This is a genomic window from Bacillus sp. SD075 (genome assembly GCF_017355165.1).
Taxonomy (GTDB): Bacteria; Bacillota; Bacilli; order Bacillales; family DSM-1321; genus Peribacillus.
The window spans coordinates 1-22807 of record NZ_JADILK010000050.1 but is presented as its reverse complement, the minus strand read 5'-3'; the positions used below and the strand labels follow the sequence as shown (position 1 = coordinate 22807).

Annotated in this window: 20 protein-coding genes and 1 riboswitch; of the genes, 1 reads left to right on the top strand and 19 read right to left on the bottom strand. The window is 42.4% G+C overall.

Annotated elements, in window-relative coordinates; translation table 11 throughout:
- Positions 1-10 precede the first annotated feature (10 nt).
- The 6 genes from ligA to IOC57_RS21840 all read right to left on the bottom strand — a co-directional run bounded on the left by ligA (position 11) and on the right by IOC57_RS21840 (position 8502).
- Positions 11-2017: an NAD-dependent DNA ligase LigA gene (ligA, locus tag IOC57_RS21865; protein ID WP_207440674.1), complete on the bottom strand. Its 2007-nt coding sequence runs from the start codon at positions 2015-2017 to the stop codon at positions 11-13.
- A gap of 103 nt (positions 2018-2120) precedes the next feature.
- On the bottom strand, positions 2121-4367 hold the full coding sequence (gene pcrA / locus IOC57_RS21860) for a DNA helicase PcrA (RefSeq protein ID WP_207440673.1): 2247 nt from the start codon (positions 4365-4367) through the stop codon (positions 2121-2123).
- A 61-nt stretch (positions 4368-4428) separates the two neighbouring features.
- Positions 4429-5112, bottom strand: coding sequence for a heptaprenylglyceryl phosphate synthase (gene pcrB / locus IOC57_RS21855; RefSeq protein WP_207440672.1), 684 nt, complete (start codon positions 5110-5112; stop codon positions 4429-4431).
- Between the two features lie 222 nt (positions 5113-5334).
- Positions 5335-5649, bottom strand: coding sequence for a YerC/YecD family TrpR-related protein (locus IOC57_RS21850; protein WP_034306094.1), 315 nt, complete (start codon positions 5647-5649; stop codon positions 5335-5337).
- A 26-nt stretch (positions 5650-5675) separates the two neighbouring features.
- Positions 5676-6713 carry a DUF3048 domain-containing protein gene (locus IOC57_RS21845; RefSeq protein WP_207440671.1) on the bottom strand — a complete coding sequence of 346 codons (1038 nt, stop codon included), beginning with the start codon at positions 6711-6713 and terminating at the stop codon, positions 5676-5678.
- 43 nt (positions 6714-6756) lie between these two features.
- Positions 6757-8502 carry an adenine deaminase C-terminal domain-containing protein gene (locus tag IOC57_RS21840; protein WP_207440670.1) on the bottom strand — a complete coding sequence of 582 codons (1746 nt, stop codon included), beginning with the start codon at positions 8500-8502 and terminating at the stop codon, positions 6757-6759.
- A 148-nt stretch (positions 8503-8650) separates the two neighbouring features.
- Between IOC57_RS21840 and IOC57_RS21835 the strand changes: the two genes are divergently transcribed.
- Complete coding sequence (locus IOC57_RS21835; RefSeq protein ID WP_207440669.1) at positions 8651-8917, top strand: YgaP-like transmembrane domain; 267 nt, start codon at positions 8651-8653, stop codon at positions 8915-8917.
- Positions 8918-8966: 49 nt separating this feature from the next.
- Here IOC57_RS21835 and purD read toward each other — a convergent pair whose 3' ends face one another.
- From purD to IOC57_RS21770, 13 genes are all read right to left on the bottom strand, one after another.
- The gene (gene purD / locus IOC57_RS21830; RefSeq protein ID WP_207440668.1) at positions 8967-10241 is read right to left on the bottom strand and encodes a phosphoribosylamine--glycine ligase; all 1275 of its coding nucleotides are present in this window, start codon (positions 10239-10241) and stop codon (positions 8967-8969) included.
- 19 nt (positions 10242-10260) lie between these two features.
- Positions 10261-11796 carry a bifunctional phosphoribosylaminoimidazolecarboxamide formyltransferase/IMP cyclohydrolase gene (purH, locus tag IOC57_RS21825; RefSeq protein WP_207440667.1) on the bottom strand — a complete coding sequence of 512 codons (1536 nt, stop codon included), beginning with the start codon at positions 11794-11796 and terminating at the stop codon, positions 10261-10263.
- Between the two features lie 18 nt (positions 11797-11814).
- On the bottom strand, positions 11815-12390 hold the full coding sequence (gene purN / locus IOC57_RS21820) for a phosphoribosylglycinamide formyltransferase (RefSeq protein ID WP_207440666.1): 576 nt from the start codon (positions 12388-12390) through the stop codon (positions 11815-11817).
- Positions 12390-13415 (bottom strand): phosphoribosylformylglycinamidine cyclo-ligase, encoded by a 1026-nt coding sequence (gene purM / locus IOC57_RS21815; protein WP_207440665.1) that lies wholly within the window; start codon positions 13413-13415, stop codon positions 12390-12392. The genes purN and purM overlap by 1 nt, the downstream gene beginning before the upstream one ends.
- Before the next feature lie 42 nt (positions 13416-13457).
- On the bottom strand, positions 13458-14873 hold the full coding sequence (purF, locus tag IOC57_RS21810; RefSeq protein ID WP_207440664.1) for an amidophosphoribosyltransferase: 1416 nt from the start codon (positions 14871-14873) through the stop codon (positions 13458-13460).
- Positions 14858-17080, bottom strand: coding sequence for a phosphoribosylformylglycinamidine synthase subunit PurL (gene purL, locus IOC57_RS21805; protein WP_207440663.1), 2223 nt, complete (start codon positions 17078-17080; stop codon positions 14858-14860). Before purL ends, purF begins: the two co-directional genes overlap by 16 nt.
- The gene (gene purQ, locus IOC57_RS21800) at positions 17064-17750 is read right to left on the bottom strand and encodes a phosphoribosylformylglycinamidine synthase subunit PurQ (protein ID WP_207440662.1); all 687 of its coding nucleotides are present in this window, start codon (positions 17748-17750) and stop codon (positions 17064-17066) included. The genes purL and purQ overlap by 17 nt, the downstream gene beginning before the upstream one ends.
- Positions 17747-18001, bottom strand: coding sequence for a phosphoribosylformylglycinamidine synthase subunit PurS (purS, locus tag IOC57_RS21795; RefSeq protein WP_207440661.1), 255 nt, complete (start codon positions 17999-18001; stop codon positions 17747-17749). Before purS ends, purQ begins: the two co-directional genes overlap by 4 nt.
- Positions 17994-18713, bottom strand: coding sequence for a phosphoribosylaminoimidazolesuccinocarboxamide synthase (purC, locus tag IOC57_RS21790; protein ID WP_207440660.1), 720 nt, complete (start codon positions 18711-18713; stop codon positions 17994-17996). The genes purS and purC overlap by 8 nt, the downstream gene beginning before the upstream one ends.
- A gap of 103 nt (positions 18714-18816) precedes the next feature.
- A complete protein-coding gene (purB, locus tag IOC57_RS21785; RefSeq protein WP_063235719.1) occupies positions 18817-20109 on the bottom strand; it encodes an adenylosuccinate lyase in 1293 nt (430 codons plus the stop codon).
- The gene (gene purK / locus IOC57_RS21780) at positions 20106-21266 is read right to left on the bottom strand and encodes a 5-(carboxyamino)imidazole ribonucleotide synthase (RefSeq protein WP_207440659.1); all 1161 of its coding nucleotides are present in this window, start codon (positions 21264-21266) and stop codon (positions 20106-20108) included. The genes purB and purK overlap by 4 nt, the downstream gene beginning before the upstream one ends.
- Positions 21250-21738, bottom strand: a complete 489-nt coding sequence (gene purE, locus IOC57_RS21775; protein WP_207440684.1) for a 5-(carboxyamino)imidazole ribonucleotide mutase — start codon at positions 21736-21738, stop codon at positions 21250-21252. Before purE ends, purK begins: the two co-directional genes overlap by 17 nt.
- Before the next feature lie 178 nt (positions 21739-21916).
- Positions 21917-22018, bottom strand: a riboswitch (purine riboswitch).
- A gap of 74 nt (positions 22019-22092) precedes the next feature.
- Entirely contained in the window at positions 22093-22293 is a 201-nt protein-coding gene (locus IOC57_RS21770) for an NETI motif-containing protein (RefSeq protein ID WP_207440658.1), read from the bottom strand.
- Positions 22294-22807 lie beyond the last annotated feature (514 nt).

Sequence of the window (22807 nt, the reverse complement as noted above, 5' to 3'; positions counted from 1 at the left end):
GCTACACCTCTTATTTATTTAGTTCCTCAATCAGTCTCTCTTCATCCCATACCATGACGCCCAGGCTTTCAGCTTTTACCAGTTTGGAACCGGCATCTTCGCCAGCGACGACCAAATCGGTTTTCTTGCTGACACTTCCTGCAACGTTAGCTCCCAGCGCCTCTAATTTCTCTTTGGCCTCGTTACGTGTTAGCTTATGCAATTTACCCGTTAAAACAACTGTTTTACCAGAAAAAACGGAGTCGATACCTTCAATAACAACAGCCCTTTGCCCTTTGAAAGCAAGATTTACACCGGCTGCATCCAACTCATTCAGTAATGCATGGACTTCTTCCAATTCAAAATAGGCTACGATGGAATCGGCCATCTTATCACCTATTTCATTAATGGCTGTTAGTTCATCACGGCTCGCTTTGCTTAAAGCTTCCATCGTCCCAAATTCCCTCGCAAGTGTCTTTGCCGCTTTTGAACCAACATGGCGAATGCCCAGCCCGAATAGTAATTTTTCCAACGAGTTGGTTTTCGAGGCTTCGATTGCTTGAAGAAGTTTATTGACGGATTTATCCCCCATCCTTTCCAATGCAATCAGTTGATCGTATGTAAGCTTATAAATATCAGCCACATCTTGGATGAGTTCTTCTTTAAACAACAAGCTAATCACTTTTTCACCAAGGCTGTCTATATTCATTGCTGTACGGGAAACAAAGTGAATCAAGCCTTCCCGTATTTGTGCAGGACACTTCGGGTTGATGCAGCGTAAAGCAACCTCCCCGTCCAGCCGGACAAGTTCACTGCTGCATTCCGGGCACTCAGTAGGCATCTGGAACTCGACTTCTTCCCCAGTACGGCGTTCTGCCAGTACATTGACCACCTCTGGAATGATATCGCCGGCCTTTTTTACGACCACTTGATCCCCGATTCTGATGTCCTTTTCACGGATTAAATCTTCATTATGAAGTGAAGCTCGCTGCACAGTCGTACCTGCTACCCGAACGGGATCCAAAACGGCAGTCGGGGTCAATACACCCGTACGGCCAACATTCAGCTCGATATCCCTTAGGGTTGTAATGACTTCTTCAGCTGGGAATTTATAAGCAATGGCCCACCGCGGACTTTTTGCAGTAAAACCTAATTCATCCTGCTGTTCAAGGGAATCCACCTTTACGACAATTCCGTCAATATCATAGGCTAAGTTTGGACGGTGTTCCGTCCATTCTACTATATAGGCCAGTACTTCCTCTATATTCGAGCATGTTTTTCTTTCCCGATTCGTCTTAAACCCGAGCCGATCCAATAAATCCAAGCCCTCACTGTGGGAACGGACCCCTGTTTCCCCCAAATCGGCAATCGCATAGAGGAAAATATCCAAGTTCCGTTTCGCAGCAAGCTTTGGATCAAGCTGCCTTAACGAACCGGCAGCTGCATTCCGTGGGTTTGCAAATGGTTCCTCACCGCTTTCTTCCTTAGCCTTGTTTAATGATTCGAAAGATTTTTTTGGCATGAAGGCCTCACCACGTACTTCTATGGCAACCGGCTCCCGCAACTTCAATGGAATCGACTTGATCGTTTTCAAATTAGCGGTAATATCTTCACCGATCGTTCCATCTCCACGGGTTGCCCCTCTTACGAAATATCCATTCTCATATTGAAGAGTGACGGCAAGTCCATCAATTTTCAATTCACATACATAGGAAAAATCGTCACCTACAGATTGCCTGACCTTTCTGTCGAAATCCCGTAGGTCACTTTCATTGAAGGCATTGCCTAAACTAAGCATCGGTGTGGTATGCTCCACTTTTTCAAACATATCCAAAATGGCTCCACCGACCCGTTGTGTCGGTGAGTCCGCCGATTGCAGTTCCGGAAATTTCTCCTCATACTCAATAAGTTCACGGAGTAGCCGATCATATTCAGCATCAGGTACTGATGGCTGGTCCATCACATAATATTCATAGCTGTATTGGTTCAATAACGTTTGCAGTTCCAGAACTTTCTTCTCTGCAGCTTGTAAGTCCATACGTTCAATCCTTTCTAAAGAAGACTCCACCGCACTTCTTATAGAAGAGCGGTGTCTAAAGTCAGATATCCCTATTCTTTACCAGTAGAAGCATATTAATTGCTTATGCTTTTTCAACTGGTGCAAATTTCGCCAATAGGCGTTTGATGCCGATTGGACTTGGAAAGGCAATATCCAGTTCCTTCCCTTCACCTTCACCTTTTACGCTCACCACGGTTCCTATCCCCCATTTTTTATGGGATGCACGGTCGCCAACAGCCCAGCCGATCTCTTCTCCGCCCGTTGCGGATGGTGCAGAAACAGCTTTTCCAAAGGCAGGCAATTTTCTTGTGGAAGCTTTTGAAGGAGATCCAGTTTTCGAAGAACTAAAAGGTGTTTGCCTAGCCCTAGGAGCCGGTTTCGGTTTTAGATCTTCAAGAAGTTCCTCTGGTATTTCACTGATGAAACGTGAAACTGGATTCATGCTCGTCCGTCCATACAATGTCCGCATTTGGGCATTGCTTATGAATAATTCATTTTCAGCCCTTGTAATTCCAACATAAGCCAGACGGCGCTCTTCTTCCATCTCTTCTTCATCCATAAGCGACCGGCTGTGAGGGAAAACCCCTTCTTCAAGGCCCAATAGAAAGACCACCGGATATTCAAGTCCTTTCGCGGAATGCAGCGTCATCAACGTTACCATATTTGTAGCTTCTTCGGAATTCTCATCAAGTTGGTCTATATCGGCAACCAACGCCAGGTCAGTCAAAAAGCCCACCAATGATTTGTCCTCGCTATTACTTTCGAATGCTTTCGTAACAGATAAAAACTCATCTATGTTTTCAAGCCGGCTTTGTGATTCTATCGTTTTTTCTGCCTGCAGCATCTCACGGTAACCGGTTTTCTCAATGACTTCCTCCACCAGTTCCGTCACGGATAAGTACTCCTGCTGATTTGTATAGTTAGTGATCAGCGTATGGAATTCCCTTGCCGCTTTGGTAGCCTTCCCGCTTATCCCTATCATTTCCACAGATTCTAGTGCTTTATAAATGGAAACATCATATTGATCTGCATAATCTGCCACTTTGTCCATTGAAGTGGCACCGATTCCGCGTTTTGGTACATTGATTACACGGCGGAGACTGATGTCATCATCAGGATTCGCAATAAGGCGAAGATAGGCAAGTAAATCCTTAATCTCTTTACGGTCATAGAACTTGGTTCCCCCGACTATTGCATAATTAATATTGGATTTAAGCAGAACTTCCTCCATGACACGTGATTGTGCATTTGTTCTGTACAATATTGCTATATCGGAATATTTCCTACTGCCGCCCTGAACTAACTCATTTATCTTTCCGGCTACAAACTGCGCTTCCCCTTGTTCATTGTCTGCACGGTAATAGAATAACTTATTGCCATCTGCATTCTCAGTCCAAAGATTTTTCGGCTTACGGTTTTGATTGTTACCGATGACCTTATTCGCCGCTGCAAGAATCTTTTTCGTCGAGCGGTAATTCTGTTCAAGGAAAATCATGTTGGCATTCGGATAATCTTTTTCAAATGAAAGGATATTCGCAATATCCGCACCGCGCCAACGATAGATCGATTGATCGGAATCCCCGACAACACAAAGATTACGGAAGCGTGAAGCCAGTAGTTTAACAAGCATGTATTGGGCCCTGTTCGTATCTTGATACTCATCAACATGAATGTATTGAAATTTACGCTGATAATATTCAAGTACTTCTGGTACGAGCTGGAACAATTGAATCGTCATCATGATCAAATCATCGAAATCAAGCGCTGAATTTTTTCGCAGCCGTTTTTGATATTCCGTATATACATCGGCAGTTACTTTAGTGAAGTAATCAGAAGCCGTCTTCAGGTACTCTTCCGGCCCGACCAACTCATTTTTCGCTGAACTGATACTACCTAAAATGGCACGGTAATCATATTTCTTTGTATCCATATTACGATCTTTCATGATTTGTTTAATGACTGATTGCTGATCCGTCGTATCCAATATCGAGAAGTTCCTATTAAACCCGATACGGTCGATATCTCTACGTAAAATGCGGACACACATCGAGTGGAAAGTTGAAATCCAGATATCTTCGGATGCACCGCCAAGTATGGCACGGATCCTCTCCTTCATCTCACGTGCTGCTTTGTTGGTGAACGTGATTGCGAGGATGTTCCATGGCGCAATTTCCTTCTCGACCATCAAGTAAGCTATTCGGTGAGTCAGCACACGCGTCTTTCCACTTCCTGCCCCAGCCATGATTAATAGTGGGCCATCAGTTGATTTCACTGCTTTTTGTTGCTGTTCATTCAATCCTATTAGTAATTTTTCCGCTAAATATTGCATTATCACACCACCTATACGAACATTCGTTTCTGTTTTAGTATACTATATTTATTACTTGATTTCATTTAACCGCCGGAACTGTTGCAAGTGCCACTTTCAAATCTTCATAAATCACATTGCCGACAACGATGACATCCGCAACCTTAGACATCTCTTTAGCCTGTTCAACCGATTTAATCCCACCGCCATAGAATAGTACGGTATCCTCCAAACTTTCTTTGGCAGCTTCCACCATCTGGACATCGCCATAATCACCGCTGTATTCCATATAAAAAATCGGCAGGTTGAACATCTTTTCTGCCATCATCGCGTATGCACCCACATCATCCATATCCAAATCGGTATTGGCTTTCGTCAATTGGGCCGCCTTGCACTCTGGATTCAGAATGCAGTACCCTTCAACGAAAATTTCATCCCAATTCAAAAGGTATCCGTACTCCTTGACTGCTTGCTGATGCAGTTTCATCATCCAATCCGGGTTGGTGCTATTCAAAACACTCGGAATGAAATATAAATCAAACCCTGGGGTCACTGTTTCAACGGAAGAAATTTCCATTACACATGGAACGGTATATCGTCTGACACGTGCCATTAAATGAAGCACATTCTCAAGCGTGATTCCATCCGTTCCCCCGACCATGATTGCATCAGTGCCGGATTCACAGACTTTCTCAAGGGCATCATCACTTATTTCTTTATTTGGATCGAGTTTGAAAACATGTTTCCACTCGCGAAAATCGTACATAATAATCCTCCAATCACACTTCCCATTAAACCATTATAGCATTAAGATTTTTCATTAAAAAAGAGAAGTATCGATAAAATGTTATTACCAAATGGAACATCTGAATCTAAATTCCAATATAACACGGATACGGCTGAAAGACAGCCGTCAAAGAGAGTGATGGACCCCAAAAATAAAAAGCCGGGAAATGAATTCCTCGGCTTTTTATTATCATCGATAGAATTAAGATTCAGTTGTTTCCTCAACGTTATCCTTAATACGGTTAAGTGCCATGGAATAAGCATCATTTCCATAATTCAAGCAGCGTTTGACCCTGGAAATCGTAGCCGTGCTTGCACCCGTTTCCGTTTCGATTTTATGATAGGTTTTACCTTCTTCAAGCATGCGGGCTACTTCAAGACGCTGTGCCAGTGATGAAATTTCATTGACTGTGCATAAATCATCAAAAAATCGATAGCATTCGTCCAAATCACGCAAGGAAAGGATCGACTTAAACAGCTGATCCGTTTCTTTTCCCCTTAACTTATCAATTTGCATGTTACTCCCCCTCAATTTCATGGGTATCAAAATGAGACGTCTCCTACTAAACCAGGTTCATCCGGAATAATATTGACCCAGGTCTTCCCTGGAATCAACCCTATTTCTTCATCGTTTTTCACTGGTATAATCCGACCATCCTTATTAACCCATTCTACTTCATTCGCTTTTCCTTTTTGAAGTAAATAACCTTTTCCGCCACTTTTCAAGTCGATTTTACGACGCCCTTTATCGTCAATCACTTGATGTGCAGCCTCAATGATCAATATATTATCCAGTAAAATAGGTTTATTCGATTTATGTTCGACTGTTTGCTCTCCATTCGAATAACGTTTATATTTCTCTTCCGTGGCTTCGTATTCATACTGTACATCAAACTCGTTTGATCCGTAGGAAATCTCGGTTTTCAATGTCGGTTCCCCTTGAAGGCCAGCCGCCTCTTCCTTTGACAGGAAAGTATAAGGCTCCGGTGCACCATTCAACTCATATCCCTTTTCCTTCGCGCCTTTTTGGATATCATCAAAGGAGATGTAGGAATTATGAGGCGCTTTACGATCTGCCGAACGTTGAAACAAAGTACCATCATAATATAATCCGTTCAAGTTATCAATATACCCTTTGTCCAGCATGGTTTTTGCCTCGGGGCTATTCCCATGACACACATAGATGCAATCCAGGCCTTTAGCCAATTCGATATAATAGTCCCTTGCACTCCGAATCGGACCGATTTGGCTTGGCATTTCACTTTGGAAGATAGCTAAAAATCTGGTTATGTCACCTTCTGCGAGCATTTCGTAGACGATATCGGCTTCTGAGAGGCCCGATTGTGGGCGTGCTTCTGGATGATTATTAATCATCACTGCTACAGCCCTTTGCTCACTGCCTTCATCGGTGGCTATACCTGTAAGTGGAAACTTATTGGAAGGTTCATTTTTCACATCTGTATTTTCGATGACGGCCTGGTCTTTCGACTTACTGTCATCCCTTGCAGGATCTTCTTTCGTAGAACAGCCTGCCAGCAGTAAAATAGCAATAACGATGAAAAGAACTCTCTTTAAATTCATCTTTCCACTCCTCTGATTTATTAGCCATTTCTTCTCTTATATTTTAACGCATTATAGTGGGAAAGAGTATAGTTTTATTCATAACATCATATACTCCCCGCTGGGTTAACCTTATATATGGAAGATGGGTTGTCGAAAAGAATGAAAGGGTGTACACAGGATCGGCGAAGCGATAACCCCTCTCACGGAGCAAAGTTTTCAATTCATTTTCCTCTTCAATCAGTTCAGGAACCTCCTTGGTAGACATGACTCCCTTTAATTTCAGAGGAAGTTCATGAATCACCTTTCCATGTTCCGTTAAAACGATTCCACCGCCAATCTCCTTAAGCCGGTTAAATGCCAAATGCATATCCTTTTTCCTTTTACCGATTAGTATGATATCACCTGTATTTGTATAAGAGCCAGCAAAGCCACACAATTTATCCGCAAACCCTTTTAATATCGTATTGATGCGCCATTTCCCTTCCCGGTCAATAAGCATGAAGAAGCATTCATCATGCTCAAAGTTCAGTTCTTCATACCCGACATCATTGGCAAGGGAGTACGGTTTCGTAATTACATTATTGACCAATTCAATCCCAAACGGCATGGAAAATTCAAAATCTTCCTTTAAACTGAGTTCCCAATCAAGATCAAGTGGTTTAAAATCGAAATCACTCCATTCGATTTCCTGTTTATCCGGAATGATTTCACCATCCCTTTTAACCCATTTACCTTTTGCCATTACCGAAACCGGTGCAGGTTCCTTTATATCGGTCAGGAAGTTAATGTTCGCTACCCTCCCAGTGGCAATATTGCCATGAAGGTACTCAATGTTATAATATCGTGCAATGTTGATAGTTGCCATATTGTATGCATCGATGACCGGAACACCATGCTCTATCGCTATTTTAATCAAGCAGTCTATGAAACCACCTTCATAAAAGGATGGCGGCGATCCATCTGTCGTATAAAAGAATTTGTCATAATGATCGATTCCTAGTTCATGGATTTCCTGTATCATCTTTGGAAGATCGGGCCGGATCGAAGAATGTCTTAACGATACATAATAGCCCTGCAGCAATCGCGACATGACTTCATCACCTGTCATTGCTTCATGATCACAATCGGCGCCGAATAAGGTCATTTTTGCTAAAGTCTTCTCTGACGCACCTGGAAAGTGTCCTTCGATTTTCTTCCTCATTCGCTTGGCCTCCTGAATCCAATGCAACATCATGTCATCCCCATCAAGAAGCTTTGGCCATCCAGTCAGTTCACCGCCCTGTAATACGGCATCATGCTCCAGCCATGATTTAACGGCCCCATGGGAAAAGACCATGTCTTCATCAATCAATTCCGTTTGTCCGTCAAAACGGCTCCACCAATACATTGTTACAGGAATGTTACGTAATTCTTTCAAAAGAGAAAACGCTTTCTTTTTATCCAACTGCAATAGAAACGGCAAGTTATCATTGATCAATGTTGTTGTGCCAAAATGAGATGCATAACGTGAAAAAGAAAGGGGATTATATAATTGAGAAGGGTGTGAATGCGGCTCAATATAACCCGGGACTAAGTACTGGTTTGTACAGTCTACCATTTCACAGCGGTCTATATTATCAGGGAGCTTATCGCCAACATATACGATGCGGTCATCATATATCCATATATTCGCTTTTACCCATTTTCGTAAAGCCTGATTTAAATAAGTCGTATTTTTAAGCAGAATGTGTGGTGCCCTATTGCCATCCAGCACATCTATATGTTCTCTTAGATGCTTATTTTTCCATCTATAGCGCTGTTCAAGCATTAAACATTCCCCCATAGTTTTTTAGAAACAGTTGTAATGAAAAAAACCATTTTCAACCCAATTTTATTTCATAGTAACATACTTGCCTCATTAGAACAGTAATGTTATCCAGAATATTGTTAAATTTTTGTGAAGGGATGGACTTTAAATGAATTTCAAACAAAATATCAGTATAATAAATGCGTTAATGCGTATTACCTGTGGTTTAACACTTTTAACATGGGCAATGGCTAAAATGGTTAAAAAACCATGGAAAAACCAATCTTATCTATTCGTGGTCATGCTTTCCGCCATGAAAATAGGCGAAGGAATTCTCCGCTATTGTCCTGTCGTCGATGCAATGGAAAACGGACAAAGCTTTATGAAAAACGAATCAAAACAGGAAAAAGAATCCGGTCAACCTGATTCATATTAAGTTTTTTCTAAAGAAGAAGCTGACTCCGCTTAGAGTCAGCTTCTTTATATTATGATGAAAAATTGTATTTTATTGCACGATGGCCAATATCCGTTCGCCAGAATAAGCCGTCTTTCTCAATATGCCCCAACTCTTTATATACTTCAGCTTGGGCAGAGGCCAAATCTTTCCCTTTTGCAGCAACCAGAAGCACACGTCCGCCATTCGAGATGAAATTCCCCTCACTATTGAGAGCCGTTCCAGCATGATAAACATGGGCATCAGGATCAATCTTTTCCAAGCCTTTAATGATAGATCCCTTTTTATATTCCCCTGGATATCCATCAGCTGCGACTACCACTCCAAGAACGGCTTCTTCATGCCATTCAAGTTGTAAATCCTCTCCAGAAAGAACCGCTTCTAGCGTATCTACGAAATCTGTTTTTAGGCGTGGTAAAACAACTTGCGTTTCCGGATCGCCAAAACGGGCATTGAACTCAATGACTTTTGTGCCTTTTTCAGTAGCGATCAAACCGGCATATAATATTCCTGTAAAACGGCGATTTTCCGAAATCATCGCATTTACCGTCGGCTTAAGAATTGTTTCGACTGCAGTCTGAATCATTTCATCGGAAATTTGCGGCACCGGTGAGTATGCACCCATACCACCTGTGTTCGGACCCTGATCTCCATCAAAAACCCGCTTATGGTCTTGAGCGATGACCATCGGATACACTTTTCCCCCATTAACGAAGGCCATCAATGAAAATTCCTCGCCATCAAGAAATTCCTCAATGACGACTTTGGCAGATGCTTCCCCGAACTTTGCTCCGACTAGCATATCATGGATGGCGTCTAACGCCTCTTCCATCGTCATAGCGACTACGACACCTTTTCCTGCAGCCAAACCATCCGCTTTTATGACGATAGGAGCACCCACTTTTTCAATATATGCCTTTGCTGAATCATAATCAGAAAAAGTTTCATATTCTGCTGTCGGAATGCTGTAATTCTTCATTAAATCTTTAGCAAAGGATTTACTTCCCTCGATGACTGCAGCACGGCCATTAGGTCCAAATACCTTTAATCCTGCCTCCGTAAAATCATCGGCAAGTCCGTTTAACAACGGGGTTTCGGGCCCGATCACCGTTAATGAAACTGCATTCTTCTTGGCAAAGGCAACCAAATCCCCGTGATTGTTTTCATTAATTGGAACAAGAGTTGCTACATCGGTCATTCCTGGATTTCCAGGTGCGGCAAAAACAGTACCAACCCGTTTACTTTCAAATAGTTTGCGGGCTATGGCATGCTCCCTGCCGCCCCGGCCAATTACTAGTACATTCATTATCGCACCTCATTTTTGATTAATGTTTAAAGTGACGAATTCCTGTAAACACCATCGTAATCCCATATTCATCAGCTTTCTTGATTGAATCCTCATCTTTAACAGATCCACCAGGCTGAATGATTGCCGTGACGCCCGCTTTCGCAGCCGCTTCTACAGTATCATCCATAGGGAAGAAAGCATCTGATGCCAATGCACTTCCTGTCGCTCTTTCCCCAGCTTGTTCCAGAGCAATTTTTGCAGCTCCCACACGGTTCATTTGACCTGCTCCAACGCCTAATGTCATTTGATCGTTACATACCACTATTGCATTCGACTTGACATGTTTCACGATTTTCCAGCCAAGTTCCATGGCTTTCCACTCTTCAGGGGTAGGCTCACGTTTCGTTGCCACTTTTACCTCTGCATCCTTTAAGCTATGTGCATCCCGATCTTGAATAAGTAATCCGCCTTCAATGGATGTCAATTTACGTTCAGGCTTTTTAACCGCATCGAAATATATCGTTAATAATCGAAGGTTTTTCTTGCTTGTCAATACTTCCACTGCCTCTTGCGTAAACCCAGGAGCAATGATGATTTCAAGGAAAATTTCATGAAGCTTTTCAGCAGTCGCCTTATCAACTTCACGGTTCAAAGCGATGATCCCACCGAATATGGAAGTGGCATCTGCCTCATAAGCCTTTTCATATGCTTCCAGAATGGTTTCACCGACACCGACGCCGCAAGGATTCATATGTTTGACTGCAACAGCTGCCGGCTCATTGAATTCTTTAACGATTTGAAGTGCTGCATCTGCATCATTAATGTTATTGTATGAAAGTTCTTTTCCATGTAATTGCTTCGCTTCTGCAATTGAGAAAACGGAACCGAGCGGTTTTTTATAGAATGCGGCTTTTTGATGTGGATTTTCCCCATAACGAAGCGACTGTTTCAATTCATAGGTAACAGTCAATGATTCAGGATTTTCTTCATCGGCAAGCTCTGTCATATACTCTGATATAACGGCATCATATGCTGCTGTATGGCGGAAAACTTTTGCAGCCAGGCGGCGATTCGTGGTTTTTGATACCCCGTCGTTTTGTTTAAGCTCAGCCAATACGACAGGATAATCATTGGAATCAACGATAACAGTCACATATTCGTGGTTTTTGGCAGAAGAACGAAGCATTGTCGGGCCACCGATATCGATGTTTTCGATAGCATCTTCCACAGTGACTTCCGGTTTGGAAATAGTCGCTTGGAATGGATATAGGTTTACACAGACAAGTTGAATGGGTTCAATATTATGCTCTGCAAGCTGTGCTGCGTGATCTTTGTCATCATGTTTTGCCAACACTGCTCCATGGACATTCGGGTGAAGTGTTTTAACACGTCCATCCAATATTTCCGGAAAACCGGTGACGTCACTGATTCCAATTACCTCAATACCATTATCCTGCAGCGATTTTTTGGTACCGCCTGTAGAAATAATTTCAAAACCTGCTTCAATTAAACCTTGAGCAAATTCTACGATACCTGTTTTATCCGATACACTAATTAACGCACGTTTCTTCATGTTATGTTGGTCCCTCCATTAAGTAAGTTTCTTGTGGCATAGCTCCTGCAAAACTGACGGATATAAGTCATGCTCCATTTCCTGAATTCTTTTTTGAAGGATGTCTTTCGTATCTCCCTCAAGAATTGGCACTGCTTTTTGGGCGATGACCGGTCCTGTGTCCATTCCATCATCAACATAATGAACCGTTACTCCCGTTTCCTTCACTCCGGCGTCAAAGGCCTGGCCAATTGCATCCTTTCCTGGAAAACTAGGCAAGAGTGAAGGGTGGATGTTCACAATCCTCTGTGAATACTCTTGTAATAATATCGGACCGATCAAACGCATATAACCTGCCAGAATGATAAATTCTATCTCATAATGGCGAAGTTTTTCCAGGATTTCCAATTCATACTCCGTCTTGTTAGAGTAATTCATCGCTGAAAAGGAAAAAGAATCAATATTCTCAAGCTTAGCTCTCTCAAGCACATATGCGTCTTCACGATCGCAAACGACCAGACAGATTTCCGCCTCCAACTTTCCACTTTTTATTGCTTCAGCAATTGATTGAAAATTACTACCGTTACCTGATGCAAAGACAGCAAGGCGTTTCATTATTTGAACGACACTCCATTTCCATCCACAACCGTTCCAATAACTGAGGCTTTTTCACCGCAAGACCGTAGGTGGGCTAGTACATCTGATGCCACTTCTTTTTTCACGACAGCTGTCATTCCAATACCCATATTGAAGATATTGAACATTTCCTCTTTTACAAGGTTCCCTTTTTCTTCAAGGAATGTGAATATTGTTGGGATTTCCCAGCTTCCAAGCTCGATTTCAACACCGCATCCGTCAGGAAGAATACGCGGGATATTCTCGATGAACCCACCACCAGTGATATGGGCAAGACCATTAACATCAAATTTTTCCAACATCGATAAAATGGACTTCACATAGATTTTTGTCGGTTTTAATAATTCCTCTCCCAACTTGCAATCCAGTTCCGGTACGAAGTCATGAAGCGACATACCTGAGTCTTCAAGAAGGATTTTACGAACAAGGGAATACCCATTACTATGGATGCCGCTTGAAGCGAGTCCAATAACGACATCACCTGCTGAGATCGCTTCACCAGTAATTAGACGTGATTTTTCAACGGCGCCTACGGTAAAACCTGCCACATCATATTCTTCTGTCTCGTACATGCCTGGCATTTCAGCCGTTTCACCGCCGATTAAAGCACAGCCCGCCTGCTCACAGCCATCTGCAATACCTTTGACGATCATTTCAATTCGTTCAGGATCTGCTTTACCACAGGCAATATAATCTAAAAAGTATAAAGGTGCAGCACCTTGAACGACAACATCATTGACGCACATAGCTACACAATCCACTCCAATTGTATCGTGTTTATCCATCATGAACGCCAACAAAAGTTTCGTCCCCACTCCATCCGTACCTGAAATGAGCACAGGTTCTTTAAGGTTCAAGGAAGATAAATCAAACATGCCGCCGAAACCGCCCAGACCATTCATTACTTCTGGACGTAATGTGCGCTTTACATGTTTTTTCATACGATTTACCGCTTCATAACCAGCCTCAATATCCACACCAGCCTGTTTATATGCATTAGCCATTTGAAATCCTCCTCCGAAAATCAATCATCATTTCCGACTTGATTAACATTTTGTTTTTTCCCGTTCGTATTCAAAAATTTCAGTCGGATAATTTCCGGTGAAACAAGCTAGGCATGAACCCCGCGTTTCTCCAGGAAACGGTCGTCCAATTGCTTCGACCATACCTTCGACACTTAAAAAAGTTAAGGAATCAGCACCGATGATTTCCCTGATTTCCTCCACCGATTTAGAGCTCGCAATCAGCTCTTCCTTTTTAGACGTGTCTATGCCATAAAAACATGGATTCTTGATCGGTGGTGAGCTGATTACTACATGCACTTCTTTCGCTCCGGCATCTTTTAACATGCGGACAATCCTTCTGCTCGTTGTCCCACGGACGATTGAATCATCAACCATTATGACCCGCTTACCTTCCACTACCCCTCTTACAGGTGATAGTTTCATCTTCACGCCTTGTTCACGCAGACTTTGTGATGGCTGAATGAACGTCCGTCCAACATACCGATTTTTTATTAAGCCCATTTCATAGGGAATGCCTGCAGCTTCAGCATAGCCAATCGCTGCCGAAATGCTGGAATCAGGTACACCTGTAACTACATCGGCTTCAATTTTGGTTTCCAGTGCCATTTGCTTACCAAGGTTTTTTCGCGCCGTATGAACATTGATACCATCAATGTTACTATCCGGACGGGAAAAATACACGTATTCCATCGTGCACATTGCCTGTTGACTGGAAAGCGAAAAGTATTCGGATGTGATTCCCTCATCATTAATGACTACCAGTTCCCCCGGCTCAATATCGCGGATGAATTCTGCACCTACAATATCAAGGGCACATGTTTCGGATGCAGCGAAATATGCATCTCCTATTTTCCCCAAGGAAAGTGGACGGAAGCCATGCGGATCTCTTGCCATGATCATTTGGTTCTCCGTCATGATGACAAAGGCATAGGCTCCCTTCAACATGCTTAAACTATTCTTTACTGAATCTCTGACATCCGAGTAGCCGGAACGTTTAATCAGATGTGCCAGAACTTCCGTATCAGATGTCGTTTGAAAAATGCTTCCCTGTCCTTCAAGCTGTGCTTTTAACTGATGGGCATTGACGATATTCCCATTATGAGCAAGGGCCAGCCCTCCTGTATGTGAATTGAACAAGAAAGGCTGAACATTTTGATACCCGCCGCCGCCTGCCGTTGTATAACGGACATGGCCAATTGCCGCTTTTCCGGTTCCAGAAAGTGCCTGCATTTTTTCGGCCGTAAATATCTCTGTGACAAGACCTTCGCCCTTGGAGATGGACATCTGCTCACCATCCGTCACGACGATGCCTGCTCCCTCTTGACCACGATGTTGTAAGCTATGCAAACCGTAGTAAGCAAGCTGTGCTGAATCGGGATGTCCCCAGACTCCAACAACACCACACTCTTCGTTCAGGCTTCTTATTTCAGCAAGCATGGTATGGCTCCCTTCCAAGCTGTTTGTAAATCTTCAACTTCCGCTTCCAATACTTTGCTATCACTGATTGTTTCCACGACTAATTTATTATCATCCGTTACTGTGCCTATGCATATCGCATCTTCAACAAGTGCTTCAAATGCCGCTTGGTTTTCAGGATTGATGGACAGTAAGAATCTTGATTGCGTTTCACTGAATAATTCGGATACCGGTTCGCCGGATATATTCACTTTTGCCCCAAGTTTGCTAGCCCCGAATAAAGCTTCAGCTAAAGCCACTGCCAAACCGCCTTCCGAAAGATCATGTGCCGATGCAACAAGACCATTTTGAATTGCAGTTAGAATTTGCTGTTGACGTTTTTGTTCAACGGCCAAATCAAGTTCTGGAGCACGTCCAAAGATTTTACCCTCAAGCATTTTCTGTAATTCACTTCCACCAAATTCAGCTTTCGCTTCACCGACCACATAAATCAAATCGGATTCATTTTTAAATGTTTGTGTAGTGATGTGCTGAAGGTCACTGACAAGACCAACCATCCCAACTACAGGTGTCGGATAAATCGCTTCACCATTTGTTTCATTGTAAAGGGAGACATTTCCGCCAATTACAGGAGTGCTTAAGCTTCTGCAAGCTTCACTCATACCGTCTGCCGCTTTTTCCAATTGCCAAAATATTTCAGGCTTTTCTGGATTCCCAAAATTCAAGCAATCCGTAATCGCTAAAGGTTCCGCACCCGAGCAAATGATGTTACGGGCAGCTTCAGCCACTGCGATTTTCCCACCTGTTTCAGGATCTAAATAAATAAAGCGGGAGTTGCAATCCGTCGTCATGGCAAGGGCCTTATTTGTACCACGTACACGCACTACCGCAGCATCCGATCCAGGTGAGACGACTGTATTCGTGCGGACCATGTAATCATATTGGTCGTAGACCCACTCCTTACTCGAAATTGTCGGTTGCTTCAATAGTGACACCAATGTTTCTTTATAATCTCCAATGACTGGAACTTCTGCAGCCATGCTTTGGAAGTCACGGAAATATTGCGGTTCTGCAGATGGCTTGTGATAAATCGGAGCTTCTTCAGCCAATGCATCCACCGGAACCTCAGCAACGATTTCACCTTGATGGGAAAGTGTTAGATTTTTATCATCCGTTACTTCTCCAACAGCAACCGCTTCTAAGTCATATTTCGTAAACAAGTCAACTATTTCCTGTTCGCGTCCTTTAGTTACAACGATCAGCATCCGCTCTTGTGATTCAGAAAGCATCATTTCATATGCCGTCATTCCCGTTTCACGCTGCGGTACCAAATCAAGGTTCATTTTTATTCCTGAGCCAGCTTTGCTCGCCATTTCGGCAGATGAACTTGTAAGACCAGCTGCTCCCATATCCTGAATACCAACAAGGGCATCATTTTGAATCAATTCAAGGCATGCTTCCAAAAGCAGTTTCTCCATGAACGGATCGCCTACTTGTACGGCAGGGCGTTTTTCTTCTGAAGACTCTGATAGCTCTTCAGATGCAAATGTTGCTCCATGAATACCATCGCGTCCAGTTTTGGCACCCACATACATCACTGTGTTGCCCACTCCATGCGCTTGGCCTTTTTTAATGTCCTTATGATCAATCAAACCGACACACATTGCATTGACCAGTGGATTTCCTTCATACGATGGATCAAATTGAATTTCTCCGCCGACAGTTGGAATTCCGATACAATTCCCGTATCCCGCAATCCCTGCAACAACTTCTTTAAATAAATATTTCACGCGATCATTGTCTAACTCACCGAAGCGAAGCGAGTTCAACATCGCAATCGGACGGGCACCCATGGAGAAAACATCACGGATAATACCGCCGACACCAGTAGCAGCACCTTGATAAGGTTCAATTGCCGATGGGTGGTTATGACTTTCTATTTTAAAAACGACAGCCTGATCGTCCCCGATATCGACGATACCTGCTCCTTCGCCAGGACCTTGTAGCACTTTATCCCCTGTAATCGGGAACTTCCTTAAGATGGGTTTTGAATTTTTGTAGGAACAATGCTCTGACCACATAACCGAAAACAATCCAGTTTCCGTATAATTCGGCAGTCTGCCTAAGATTTTCTCCACCATTGCAAATTCATCATCGGATAGTCCCATAGTTGCGTATAATCGATCCGATTTAATTTTTTCCGGACTTGGTTCAAGCTGTAATAACATGTGATTCCCTCCAGTTTTTTACGATGGATTGAAAAATCTTTAAGCCGTCTTTACTGCCAAGCAGTGAATCCACAGCACGTTCGGGATGAGGCATCATTCCGAGGACATTTCCTTGTTCATTTGTAATTCCAGCTATTTGTTCCAAACTTCCGTTTGGATTTTCACCATCATACGTGAATAAGATGCGGTTATTTCGTCTTAATTCAGCCAATGTATCATTATCACAGTAGTAATTCCCTTCACCATGTGCAACAGGGATCGTAATTGTTTCATTTAATTCATATCCTGTCGTGAACATCGATTGATTATTTTCAACCTTCAATCCTACATTGCGGCAAATGAATTTCAAGCCTTCATTACGGCGCATAGCTCCAGGTAAAAGTCCTGCTTCGAGTAAAATCTGAAAACCATTGCAGACACCCAAGACAGGCTTACCTGCTTGTGCAGCTTTTACGACTTCGGCCATTACATTCGAAAATCGTGCAATTGCCCCAGAGCGTAAATAGTCTCCATAAGAGAAACCTCCTGGAAGGAGAATCCCATCATACTGATCTAGATTGTCTGTGGAATGCCAAACATACTCCACTTCTTCCCCCAGTGCATCCTTTATCGCATGATACATATCGACATCACAATTGGAACCAGGGAAAACTATGACAGCAAATTTCATTGGGTGACAACCTCCTCAACATCATAACGGTAAGATTCAATTACCGTATTGGCCAATAGCTTTTCACACATTTCCTTCACAAGTTGATCTAAATCACGATCCGTATCCTTAATTGTAAGTTCAATGTATTTCCCCACTCGAACATCACTAACCTCGTTATAAGTCAAGCTGTGAAGTGATTGTTGCACTGCTGCTCCCTGTGGATCTAGTACACTTTCGCGTAGTGTGATATATACCTTAACCTTATACATGTTGAGTGCCCTCCAACTTTGCTAGAATTTTTTCGTAAGCATCTGTTAAACTGCCTAAATCACGGCGGAATACATCTTTGTCTAACTTTTCATTCGTGTTCATATCCCATAGTCGGCAGGTATCAGGTGAAATTTCATCTGCCAGCAGAATGTCGCCATTCGGGGTTTTACCGAACTCTAATTTAAAATCAATCAATTTAATGTCCAACTCTTTAAAGAAGGAAGTTAAGACAATATTTATTTCTTGTGCCTTTTCTTTTAAAATGGCCACATCTTCCTTGCTTGCAAGTTCCAATTCTTCAATATGGTCTTCCGTTAACAGAGGATCGCCGAGCTCGTCATCTTTATAGTAAAACTCAATCAGCGTTTTCTTGAGCGGCTGTCCTTCTTCAATGCCGGTCCTTTTAGAAAAACTGCCCGCAGCCGTATTTCTAACAACGACTTCAAGTGGAATGATCGATACCTTCCTGACTAACTGTTCCCTGTCGGAAAGCTGTTCAATAAAATGGGAAGGGATATTTTCCTGGGCAAGCTTTGAAAATAGTAAGCTAGTAATTTGATTATTCAACTTACCTTTTCCGGTAATCACTGACTTCTTCTCACCATTAAACGCTGTTGCCGAATCCTTGTATTCCACCCATACTATTTCACTGTTGTCCGTTGCAAAAATCTGTTTCGCTTTTCCTTCATACAACAATTCTCGTTTTTCCATCTGTCCAGACCCCCACATTGTGAATATTATGAATCTTCCTGCCATTGATCAGGCTTGGCAAACATATCACCGTATAGAGGTGTCATGTTTGCCGCCTTCACTTTTATAAACCTAGACGATCAAAGATTACATCAACATTTTTCAAGTGATGTGTAGGATCGAAACAATCATCAAGTTCTTCTTTCGTAAGCAAGCTTGTGATTTTATCATCCTTTTCGATCAGGCTCCTGAATGGAACCTGAAGCTCCCATGCTTCCATCGCTTTCGGCTGAACCGTATCATAAGCTTCTTCACGGACAAGTCCTTTATCGATAAGGGAAAGCAGCACACGTTGTGAGAAAATCAATCCAAGCGTACGGTCCATATTTCGTTTCATATTTTCTGGATAAACGGTCAAGTTCTTAATTATGTTGCTGAAGCGGTTCAGCATATAGTTTAATGCGATCGTTGCATCCGGCAAGATGATGCGCTCAGCAGAGGAATGAGAAATGTCACGTTCATGCCATAATGGCACATTCTCATATGCTGTCATCATGTAACCGCGGATTACACGAGCCATACCCGTCATATTTTCTGAGCCGATTGGATTTCGTTTATGAGGCATTGCCGAAGATCCCTTTTGTCCTTTTGCAAAGAATTCTTCCACTTCGCGAGTTTCGCTTTTTTGCAAGCCGCGAATTTCCACTGCGAACTTTTCAATTGATGTCGCAATTAATGCCAATGTGCTCATATAATGTGCATGGCGATCGCGCTGCAATGTTTGTGTTGAAATAGGCGCTGCCTCAAGACCCAGCTTTTCACAAACGAATTTTTCAACGAATGGGTCGATGTTAGCGTAGGTTCCGACAGCTCCAGAGATTTTCCCAACCTCTATGTTCTTTCTAGCCTCTTCAAAACGTTCGACATTTCGTTTCATTTCTTGATACCAAAGTGCCAATTTCAAACCAAAAGTGGTCGGTTCCGCATGAACCCCATGTGTACGTCCCATTTGAACCGTGTATTTATGTTCTTTCGCTTTATTTTTCAGGATTTCCACGAAGTTATTTAAATCCTTGGCAAGGATATCATTTGCTTGCTTTATCACATATGAAAGTGCTGTATCCACCACATCAGTAGAAGTCAGTCCGTAATGGACCCATTTCCTTTCTTCGCCCAACGTTTCAGATACCGCACGTGTAAAAGCAACAACATCGTGACGTGTATCTTTTTCGATTTCATTGATACGGTCCACATCGAATGTGGCATTTTCACGAAGGAGCTTCACATCTTCTTTTGGAATGACACCTAGTTCCGACCATGCTTCACAAGCTAAGATTTCAACTTCCAACCACGCATTAAAGCGGTTCTTTTCTGTCCAAATGTTTCCCATCTCTGGGCGGGTATAACGTTCAATCATTTTACTTCCTCCGTTTCAACCTGTTGATTCCATATTTTGCTTCGATCACTTTCCAAAAGAGCTTCTTCAATCGTTGGACGTAAAATATTCACATGACCCATTTTCCGCTTAAGCTTGACTTCTTTCTTACCGTAAAGGTGAACCTTCCAATCTGATAGCTTCGGAATTTCATCCATTAAAGGTCTGACATGCTCACCAAGGATGTTTATCATTACCACAGGCTTCAATAACGCTGTATTTCCGAGTGGCCAATTACAGACGGCCCTTATATGCTGTTCGAACTGTGAAGTCTCACATGCTTCCATTGTATAATGGCCTGAGTTATGAGGTCTTGGCGCTAATTCATTAATGATGATCTCATCCTGAGCGGTTAAAAACATCTCTACTGCCAATGTCCCCACCAAATCAAGTTTCTCTGCAAGCTGCAAAGCTTCATTAATAGCATTCCGTTCAGCTTGTTGACTAATGCGGGCGGGAACAATACTTTTATGAAGAATGTTTTCAATATGAATGTTTTCCGCAATCGGAAAATGACTTACCTCGCCATCTGCCTTGCGCGTCACGATAATGGAGATTTCTTTTACGAAAGGAATCCAGGCTTCCAGCACACATTTACCTGTTTTGAGCAGGGACTCAGCCTTTTTGATATCGGCTTCTTCCTTTATGACTAACTGCCCTTTTCCATCATAACCGCCCCGCGTAGTTTTTAACACACTAGGGTACCCCAATTTCTCTATATGAAGGTAAATTTCTGAAATATCCTGTATTTCTTGATATGAAGCAACAGAAGCTCCTGCATCAGATATGGCTTTTTTTTCCGTAAGTCTATCCTGTGTCAGTTTTAATAATTCTGAGCCCTGCGGAAGAAATGCATGTTTCTTTAACCAATCCAGTGCTTCTGAACTGATATTTTCGAACTCGTATGTTATGACGTCACTGACCTCGGCTAATCTTTTCAATGCTTCGATATCATCATAAGCACCAGTGATTTCTATATCCGCCACTTGAGCACATGGACCTTCTGCAGTCGGCTCAAGGACCGCTATCTTAAAGCCCGATGCCTTAGCCGATAATGCCATCATCCTGCCCAATTGCCCACCGCCGATGATTCCAATGGTCTGTCCCGGTAAAATGATTGTATTATTTAAGTTGTTCACTGCTCTGTAACACCTTTTCTCTGGTTTCGTCTCGCAAAGCCTCTAACCTATCAGCAATGGCAGAATCGAAAGCTGCTAATATTTGAGCCGCAAATAAACCGGCATTGACTGCGCCCGCCTTTCCGATCGCAACCGTTGCAACCGGTACGCCACCAGGCATTTGAACAATCGATAATAATGAATCCATCCCATTTAATGCCTTGGACTGTATTGGTACCCCTATCACCGGGACAATCGTTTTAGCGGCCGTCATGCCTGGAAGATGTGCAGCCCCGCCTGCTCCGGCAATAATCACTTTAATATCTCTCTCTTTTGCACTCTCTGCATATTCAAATAGTAAATCCGGCGTCCGGTGGGCGGAAACGACTCTTTTTTCATAGGGAATCTCAAGCTGTTCCAATGACTCACAAGCGTATTTCATCGTTTCCCAATCCGAGACACTTCCCATAATAACCCCAACTTGCGGTTTCATATAATCTTTCCCTCCAACACTCATATTATGGCGTCCCGAGTATGCAGACGGACGCTTATCATTATCTATCACATGTAAATTAAAAAACCGGACAGGTTGCTTCCTCATCGAGAAAGCAACCTGTCCGGAAAATAAAGCCCTTTTGAAAAAATACAAAAAGACTTAGCTAGTTTCCAAAATAGTCAGATGCTTTTCTCATAGTCCGATGATTTACGGTCATCAGGTAGAAACTTTTGGGCCATATCCCCATGATTATATGAGATGTATTAATGTAACTTCATCTTACCTTCCGGCCATTTTATTGTCAAGTTAAAATCGAATATTTTTACAGGATATTAATTAATCGTTCGTGTTTTACTCAATTAATTTTGCTTCGAATACAATTTTCCGATCAATTGGCACATAATGGACTTTACCATTCTCGATTCTCTCGGCAAAGATAGGCTCTTCCGTTCGCCTTACAGGAAAGTATCCTGCCGCTTTAATTCGATCTAAACATGCATCGATTGACTCGCCTTCGATAACTTCAAACTTTTCCTTACTCTTTTTACTCACAATAACGATCCCTTCTATAATAATTTTATTTTGTCTGTCTTCTTCTTTAGCATCCAGCTTGCATTAGAATCATCAATAAATTCTTCATAGTATAATGAAAAGAACAAGTAAAAACAAGAATTTCAATAAAACCGATTACATCTTAATAGAAATTCCGTAATTCCTCAGAGCATGACTTCCGTAAAGGCACTTACATTCATAAATTATATATCCCCTTTAATACCTTCCCTTTCTCCTATTAATTACTTTAGTCGGATTCATGACATTAACTTCTGCTCCATGATCGGTATATATTCGTGAATTGCTTTCATGGATTATTTCACTTCAAGTGAGGCCGATTATATAAGAATTCGAGAGGACTTAGTTCGAATTAATTAAGCTGCACGTCGATTTAATTCACTTCAGGTCGGAATTCCGCGAGCTTAATTATTTCATTTCAGGTCTAATTTGCGTTAATTCTCCCTGAAACTGATAACTTATAAATAAAAAAGACCAGCCGGATGGCTGATCTTTT

Excerpts from the sequence above, each read along its gene's own strand:
- ligA (WP_207440674.1), bottom strand. The coding sequence starts at position 2,017 with ATGGACTTACAAGCTGCAGAGAAGAAAGTTCTGGAACTGCAAACGTTA.
- pcrA (WP_207440673.1), bottom strand. The coding sequence starts at position 4,367 with ATGCAATATTTAGCGGAAAAATTACTAATAGGATTGAATGAACAGCAA.
- pcrB (WP_207440672.1), bottom strand. The coding sequence starts at position 5,112 with ATGTACGATTTTCGCGAGTGGAAACATGTTTTCAAACTCGATCCAAAT.
- IOC57_RS21850 (WP_034306094.1), bottom strand. The coding sequence starts at position 5,649 with ATGCAAATTGATAAGTTAAGGGGAAAAGAAACGGATCAGCTGTTTAAG.
- IOC57_RS21845 (WP_207440671.1), bottom strand. The coding sequence starts at position 6,713 with ATGAATTTAAAGAGAGTTCTTTTCATCGTTATTGCTATTTTACTGCTG.
- IOC57_RS21840 (WP_207440670.1), bottom strand. The coding sequence starts at position 8,502 with ATGCTTGAACAGCGCTATAGATGGAAAAATAAGCATCTAAGAGAACAT.
- IOC57_RS21835 (WP_207440669.1), top strand. The coding sequence starts at position 8,651 with ATGAATTTCAAACAAAATATCAGTATAATAAATGCGTTAATGCGTATT.
- purD (WP_207440668.1), bottom strand. The coding sequence starts at position 10,241 with ATGAATGTACTAGTAATTGGCCGGGGCGGCAGGGAGCATGCCATAGCC.
- purH (WP_207440667.1), bottom strand. The coding sequence starts at position 11,796 with ATGAAGAAACGTGCGTTAATTAGTGTATCGGATAAAACAGGTATCGTA.
- purN (WP_207440666.1), bottom strand. The coding sequence starts at position 12,390 with ATGAAACGCCTTGCTGTCTTTGCATCAGGTAACGGTAGTAATTTTCAA.
- purM (WP_207440665.1), bottom strand. The coding sequence starts at position 13,415 with ATGGCTAATGCATATAAACAGGCTGGTGTGGATATTGAGGCTGGTTAT.
- purF (WP_207440664.1), bottom strand. The coding sequence starts at position 14,873 with ATGCTTGCTGAAATAAGAAGCCTGAACGAAGAGTGTGGTGTTGTTGGA.
- purL (WP_207440663.1), bottom strand. The coding sequence starts at position 17,080 with ATGTTATTACAGCTTGAACCAAGTCCGGAAAAAATTAAATCGGATCGA.
- purQ (WP_207440662.1), bottom strand. The coding sequence starts at position 17,750 with ATGAAATTTGCTGTCATAGTTTTCCCTGGTTCCAATTGTGATGTCGAT.
- purS (WP_207440661.1), bottom strand. The coding sequence starts at position 18,001 with ATGTATAAGGTTAAGGTATATATCACACTACGCGAAAGTGTACTAGAT.
- purC (WP_207440660.1), bottom strand. The coding sequence starts at position 18,713 with ATGGAAAAACGAGAATTGTTGTATGAAGGAAAAGCGAAACAGATTTTT.
- purB (WP_063235719.1), bottom strand. The coding sequence starts at position 20,109 with ATGATTGAACGTTATACCCGCCCAGAGATGGGAAACATTTGGACAGAA.
- purE (WP_207440684.1), bottom strand. The coding sequence starts at position 21,738 with ATGAAACCGCAAGTTGGGGTTATTATGGGAAGTGTCTCGGATTGGGAA.